Raw genomic sequence first — 6,725 nt, 5'->3', positions numbered from 1 at the left:
GCTGGCGCTCCTCACACCTCGGCAGCGTCAGCGTCTCGTCGCAGGGACGGATTTCAGCGCGTGGAAGTCAAGCGCGTCAGACGTTTTCCGGCTCCCCGCCGGAGCACACTGCGGTAGACCCGTTCGACCAGCGGGGTGCTCGCGTCCTCCGGGTCGACGAGCTCGTTCTCGGCGATGATCGAGGCTTCGTCATCGATGACGTCACGGTCGAACAGTTCGAGTGTGCGGCCCGGGGTGGCCAGCGCCTCGATCGCGCCGACCAGCGAATCCGTCTCTCGCACAGCGTCGTCGAAGACCTCGGCATCGACGCCGAGGTGTTCCGACAGCAGCCGGGTCCGCACCGACGTGATGTTGTCGCGGATGCGTGCATCGTCGGGGTCGTCGCGGCGCGCCTCGATCGCGACGTCGCATTCACTGTCGAAGCCCAGCGATCGGTTGTTCAGATTGGACGAACCGATGCGCAACAGGATGTCGTCGACGACGAGCACCTTGGCGTGGACGTAGATCTCGTCGCCCTCCGAGGTCACCGGATAGTAGGCGCGGAACCGGTCGTGGACGTCGGCACGCCACAGCATCCGGAGCAGTTTGTGCCGTGCACCGTCCATGGCCAGTCGTTCGACCGGGCTGTCGGCATGCCGCGGGAGGACGACGACGATCTCGGGACCATCGGGTTCGGCGAGTCGTTCGGCGAGCGCATCCGCGATCTCGCGGGCCGCCAGGTACTGGCTCTCGATGTAGATCGTGCGTCGGGCCGCTGCGAAGGCTGCCTTGTAGAGTCGGCGGATCTCGTCGACTTCCTCGCGGTCGTTGTAGTGCGGGATGGTTCGGGCGACCCCGACCTCGCAGTCGGTGAACGTGACCCCGAGTTCCTCGGGCCAGATGTCGGGACCCTCGGTGTCGACGAGGGGCGCCAGACGTTCACCGGTCGCCGCTTCCCACCGGTCGACGGCGACACCTGCGACGACACGTGCCGCATCCCCGTCGAGCGCGACGGTCACGTCATGCCAGGGACCATGTGGCTCCCCGTCGGGATCACGACGGAAGTCGTTGTGCGAGAGGTGCTCCGAAGTGTCCCAGCGATCGACAGTCATGTCGATACCGCCGCAGAACGCGAACTGATCGTCGATGACGGCGATCTTCTGGTGATGCGCGGCCGACACCGGATGGGCGGCATCGATCCGAAAATGCAGTCGACGCCCCGTCAACAGGTCCTGGACGAACGGCGGCGCCACACCGCGCAGCATCCCGGTGAAGGCACCCGTGCTCCAGCGCAGCACATAGATCTCGAGTCCCGGCCGGTTCGCGCCGAGCCACTTGAGGAATTCGCCGAGCCGGTCGGGAACGTCTCCCTCCGGTGACCGCGGGTCCAGACTGATCCTCGTGTCGACATCCCAGCCGATCAGGATGACGCGGCGTCGCGCCTGCAGGAGCGCCGACTTTGCGTGCAGGAAGTAATCCGCCGCATCGACGATGCAGGCGACGCGGTCGGCAGTGGCGATCTCCCGACACGTGTCCCCCGCACGCAGTATCGGCTCGTGCCCCGGTTCGTCCGTCATGTGGTGTTCCGCCCCGTTCTTCTCACGGTCGTGATTCGCAGCCCCCGCCAGCCCGTCATTCTGCCAACACCCCGCAGCGCAGCGCGGCACCGCACCGCGTGGCACTCCTTACACTCGTCGGGGTGAGACCCGACTCGGCCAGTGACCTTGCGGAACAGAGGGACCTTGCGGAACAGGGGGACCTCGAAGAACGCAGGGACCTCGGCGAACGCCCAGCCCGTCGACGACGCCGGCCGTTCGTCGTCGCCGCCGCGCTCGTCATGGTCCTGATGTTGGGCGCAGGGGTGATCGCCTGGCGCACCGTCCCCGAGCGGTGGCTGCCGTGGGACACTGCGGAGTTTCCCCAGGTCGACGCCGGCCAGCTGACGCCGACACAGAACCGGATCGTCGAGTTGCTCCGCGACGAGCACGCCGCGCAGCGTCCGGGCACCTTCTACTCCGAAGGCGTCGACGAACCGTGGTGCGCGAACTTCGTCAGCTGGATCATGCGCGAGGCCGGGGCGCCGTTCGCCAACCCACACTCGGGGCACTGGCGGATTCCGGGGGTGTTCACCCTCCAGGAGTATTTCGAGGACAGCCGACGTTTCGAGCCGGTCGGCGACTACACGCCCCGCGTGGGCGACGTCGTCCTCTACGACCGGTCGTCGGCCCTGGGCCAGCACACCAATATCGTGGTCCGGGTCGACGGCGACGAGGCCACGACGGTCGGGGGCAACGAGATGCGCAAGATCCGGGTACACGAACTGGACTGGAGGTCCGACGGCGGCGTCGTCGGGTTCGGACGCCTCGACCTCGAGCGGGATGCCGAGCGATGACCGACGATAGACGGCTGATCTACCGCTCGCGCCCTCCGGGCGCTTTGCGACCCGCACTGGCGGTGGCCCGGCACTTCACCGACTCCGCACACCTCGCCTCGCAGAAGCCGTTCGACGGATCGCTCGATCTCCTGCCGCACACCGAACTGCCGGGCCGCTTCGGGTGGAGCCACTACGGCCTCATGTTGCCGTCTCTGCCCGACCCACACCGATACCTGAGCCTGATGGTCATGGCCGGCATGACCGGTCTCCGCGCCTTCGACTTCCCGCAGGAGGCCACCCCCGACGACCCGCAGGACATCATCGTGGCCTCCGCGTCGAGTGGTGCCGACAGCGCCTACGCGCGGGAGGTGCTCTCCATCCGACGCGACGGGCGGTTCGCACCGAACCGCGCAGAGTTCGGCACCCTGGCGTCGATCACCGGGACGCACCCGCAGTTCGACATCCGGATCCATGCAGATGATCTCCACGTAGAGCTGACGATGACCTGCCGTCCCAATCCCACCTGGTTCGTCAGATCACCTGTCTGGCAGCACATCGGTCACCTGGGACGCTACCGGGGTCAGGTGACGCACCGCGGTGCGACGACCGAGATCTCCGGAGTGGGGAACCTCGAGTACGCGCGATCCATCAGCCCCTACGTGGTACTCCGCCGCGCCACGGACCGGCAGATCCCGCTGGAGTGGTTCAGTTATCACGTCGTCGACCTACCCGGTGAACGCCAGATCCTGTTCACCCAACTGGGGGTCTCCGGAAGCATCGTCGAGACCAACGTCATCCGCCGATCACTCGACGGCGCAGCCGATCACAAGGTCCACGAGGGTTATCACCGCGTCCTGGAGACGGACGACACCCCCACCACGGACTCACACGGGAACGAGCGATTCCTCCCCCGCGTCTTCGAGTTCGGTTGCAGCGGCGTCTCGGTCGTCGGAACCTACGACTGTCCACAGCGATTCGCGGTCGGTCGCGGTTACATCTCCGGTTACGACGCACGGGTGCGCGTCGACGGCGAGGAGTTCACCACGCGGGGGTATTCCGAGCACATCGACGAACGACCCCACCGCCACCGGAACGGGTCCGGTACAGCGAAGACAGGAATGCCATGAGCTTCGACGGATTCCCCGAAGCCGCTCTCGACTTCTACGACGATCTCGAGATCGACAACTCGAAGTTCTTCTGGGAGCAGCACAAAGAGATCTATCGCGCCGCGGTCGCGGAACCGATGACGGCTCTTGCCGAAGAACTCGCCGACGAATTCGGCATCGCCAAGCTGTTCCGCCCGTACCGCGATGTGCGCTTCTCCAAGGACAAGTCTCCGTACAAGACGCACCAGGGTGCATTCGTCGCGGTGGCTCCGGCCACCGGGTACTACATCCAGATCGGCGCACCCGGTGTCCGGGTCGGCGCGGGTTTCTACGAGGCTGCGCCGGCGCGCCTCGCCGAACTGCGGAAGGCCATCGACCACGACCGGCACGGCCCCGAGCTCGAGCGCATCGTTCGAAAACTCGCCAAGGCCGGATGGGAGATCGGCGGCGACCGCCTGAAGACCGCTCCGCGCGGCTACGACATCGATCATCCGCGCATCGAACTGCTGCGCCACAAGTCGCTCTTCGCCGGCCGCGACTACGGCTTCGACGAGGTCATCCACACCCCGGCGCTCGTCGACCGCGTCCGCAAGGATTGGCGCGAGACCAATACGCTCGTCGACTGGATCGTCCGCCACGCCGCCACCTGAACACCGAGCGTCCCGAACGACTTTCGCGTCACGCCCCGAGACATCGGCCATCGGCTACGGGGTCCGCGGGACACGAATCGGTAGCGGTTCGCAATCTGGTCCCTCTCGCTCAGGTCGGCGAGTTCATACTGGCTGCGAGCCTGTGACGATGGCGCCGTCCACTGCGCCACCGTCAAGCCGACCTGCGTCAGCACCTCGGGCGTGCGATTCTTGCTCGGTGATGCCCGTTCACGTGATGTCCGCCTGCGAGCGGAGGAGCCTGTAGATGCCCGATCATGTTCACCACGGTCACATCTTCCATCTGGCCGGCAACCCGTTGATCACCGAAGCGTCGGACGCGCTCGTCGAGATCCCCGACGGGGCGCTGGTGGTCGGGGCCGACGGCACGATCAAGTACTGCGGTGAGAAGTCCCGCCTACCAGCAGAGTTCGCGTCCGCCCAACGGCACGAACACCCCGGCGGCTATCTGATCCCCGGATTCGTCGACACGCACATCCACTTCCCGCAGACCTATGCGGGTGACTCCTACGGTGGCGGACAGCTTCTCGAGTGGCTGAACCTCTGCATCTTCCCGTCCGAATCGCAGTTCGTCGATCCCGAGTTCGCGCGGACCGCGGCAGTCGAATTCACCAAGCGACGGGTCGCGGCCGGGACGACCGCGATGATGGCGTTCGGGTCGGCGTTTCCCCACGCGCAGGACGCGCTGTTCGAGGAGACCCGCAAGGCGGGGCTGCGCCTTGTCTCCGGGCGCGGAATCCAGACCGTCGGAGGCGACACCGCGAAGCCGCTGCTCACGTCGGAGGAGGATGCAATCCGCCTGACGAGGGACGAGATCGAGAAGTGGCACGCCGCCGACACCGGCGACCACCGAACGGCGCTCCTGCACGTCGCGATCGTGCCGAGGTTCTCGTTGTCGGTGACGACCGAAACCCTGCGGAATCTCGGCGAGCTCTACGACGAATACCGCGACCGGGGTGTCTACGTGCACACTCACCTCAACGAGAACCACCGGCCGGGTACCGGCGAGATCGACACGACCAAGGACGTCTATCAGGTCGACTCGTACCTCGACACCTACGACGGCAAGTTCCTTCCCGGCTCGCAAGTCGGCGGCAAGAGCCTGCTCGGGCCGCGCACCATCCTCGCTCACAGCGTCCACTGCCAGGATGCCGAACTCGCGCGTATGGCCGAGACCGGGACCTCGATCTCCCACTGTCCGGTGTCACAGCTGTTCCTCGGGTCCGGGACGATGCCGTGGAAGCGCACGGTCGCCTCCGGGGTCAACATCTCCGCGGGAACCGATTTCGGCGGTGGCGACGAGTGGTTGATCCCACGCGTCCTCGGTGACGCATTCAAACAGCACATCACCGAACCCGGCGAGGCCGGGGTGTCGATGCACCCGGCGGAGATGCTGTTCATCGGGACCCTCGGCGGGGCCCGCGCGCTCGACATGGAGAACCGCTTCGGGAACTTCGACGAGGGCAAGGAAGCAGACTTTCTCGTCATCGAACCGGTCGACGGCCTGAAAGCCATGCTGGACAACGCTGTCCGCTCCGACGACCCCGTACTCGCCCGCGATCAGACCCTCTTCGGGCTGCTCATGGGAATTCGCGAATCCTCGATCGCCGAGGTCTACGTCCAGGGCCGACAAGTGGTCCTGTAGCCAGAGCAATGGTCGTCACCCTGTCGGTCTTCCATCCCGCTTCGCAGGCGGGATTTGCCGACTGGGCGGCATCGCTCGCCGGGTCGGCGGCCGACACCGAGGGTTGCCTCGGTACCGACATCTCGACGGTGACCGACGGGCATTTCGAACCGGCGGTGGCGGCGACGTTCGCAGACCCCGAGGCCTGCGACCGCTGGCTCGACAGCACCCAGCGGGCGGAGATCCTGCGCCGGGGAAGCGATCTGGGCTTTCTGCCGTCGGCGCCGACGCTCCTACTCGTCGACGGCGAGGCTCCCCCAACCGGAGTCGGCGCCTTCCGTCACGACATCCTCCCGGGCAGGTCCGACGAGTTCCTCCGCGCGCAGCGTGAACTGACCGACGCCGCATCGGAGTTCAGCGGATATGAAGGAACCGCCCTGTTCATCGACGACGCCACCGGGTCCGCGCTGTCGGTGTTGCGCTTCCGCACCGCCCGGCAGCTATCGGCCTGGGTGTCATCTCGGGAACGCGGCGAAGCGCTCGACATCTTGCGATCGAGCCTCACCCACGACTTCGAGACGATGTCGGCGACCACCGCCTTCGGCACCACGGTGCGCACCGACAACGGCCGCTTCCGTCAGACGCCGAACTGGAAGTCGGCGATGATGGTCCTGTTGGTGCTGTACCCCACGGTGATGATCCTGTCCCGGTTCCTCGGACCGGTGCTCGACCGTATCGGAGCGGAACCATGGCTGGCACTGTGGCTGAGTCAGGTCGTGAGCGTCGGGTTGATGCAATGGTGGCTCATGCCGTGGGCGGCGAAACCGTTCCGCCGCTGGCTGGATCCGGTGGACGGCAACGGCCTGCGCAGCAATCTGGCCGGGACCGTGACGATTCTGCTGCTCTACATCGTGTGCCTGGTGATCTTCGCCAACGTCACCTGGCTCCAGTTCTGGGATTACGTGGACAGCTGA

Annotated in this window: 6 protein-coding genes; 5 read left to right on the top strand and 1 reads right to left on the bottom strand. The window is 66.3% G+C overall.

Translation table 11 applies throughout. The features are described from left to right. Positions 1–53: 53 nt before the first annotated feature. Positions 54–1,556, bottom strand: coding sequence for a phospholipase D-like domain-containing protein (locus tag GONAM_RS15305; protein ID WP_040536666.1), 1,503 nt, complete (start codon positions 1,554–1,556; stop codon positions 54–56). 260 nt (positions 1,557–1,816) lie between these two features. Here GONAM_RS15305 and GONAM_RS15300 point away from each other — a divergent pair, with 260 nt between their 5' ends. The 5 genes from GONAM_RS15300 to GONAM_RS15280 all read left to right on the top strand — a co-directional run bounded on the left by GONAM_RS15300 (position 1,817) and on the right by GONAM_RS15280 (position 6,725). After that, positions 1,817–2,371, top strand: coding sequence for a CHAP domain-containing protein (locus GONAM_RS15300; RefSeq protein ID WP_040536664.1), 555 nt, complete (start codon positions 1,817–1,819; stop codon positions 2,369–2,371). Next, complete coding sequence (locus GONAM_RS15295; RefSeq protein WP_006867664.1) at positions 2,368–3,480, top strand: DUF6670 family protein; 1,113 nt, start codon at positions 2,368–2,370, stop codon at positions 3,478–3,480. The genes GONAM_RS15300 and GONAM_RS15295 overlap by 4 nt, the downstream gene beginning before the upstream one ends. Further along, positions 3,477–4,109, top strand: a complete 633-nt coding sequence (locus tag GONAM_RS15290; RefSeq protein WP_006867663.1) for a DUF2461 domain-containing protein — start codon at positions 3,477–3,479, stop codon at positions 4,107–4,109. Before GONAM_RS15295 ends, GONAM_RS15290 begins: the two co-directional genes overlap by 4 nt. A 265-nt stretch (positions 4,110–4,374) precedes the next feature. Further along, positions 4,375–5,772 (top strand): amidohydrolase family protein, encoded by a 1,398-nt coding sequence (locus GONAM_RS15285; RefSeq protein ID WP_006867662.1) that lies wholly within the window; start codon positions 4,375–4,377, stop codon positions 5,770–5,772. Positions 5,773–5,780: 8 nt separating this feature from the next. Beyond that, entirely contained in the window at positions 5,781–6,725 is a 945-nt protein-coding gene (locus GONAM_RS15280; RefSeq protein WP_006867661.1) for a putative antibiotic biosynthesis monooxygenase, read from the top strand.

The organism is Gordonia namibiensis NBRC 108229, assembly GCF_000298235.1.
Classification (GTDB): Bacteria; Actinomycetota; Actinomycetes; order Mycobacteriales; family Mycobacteriaceae; genus Gordonia; species Gordonia namibiensis.
The sequence above is the reverse complement of the archived record's forward strand: the minus strand, read 5'-3'. Positions and strand labels throughout refer to the sequence as shown.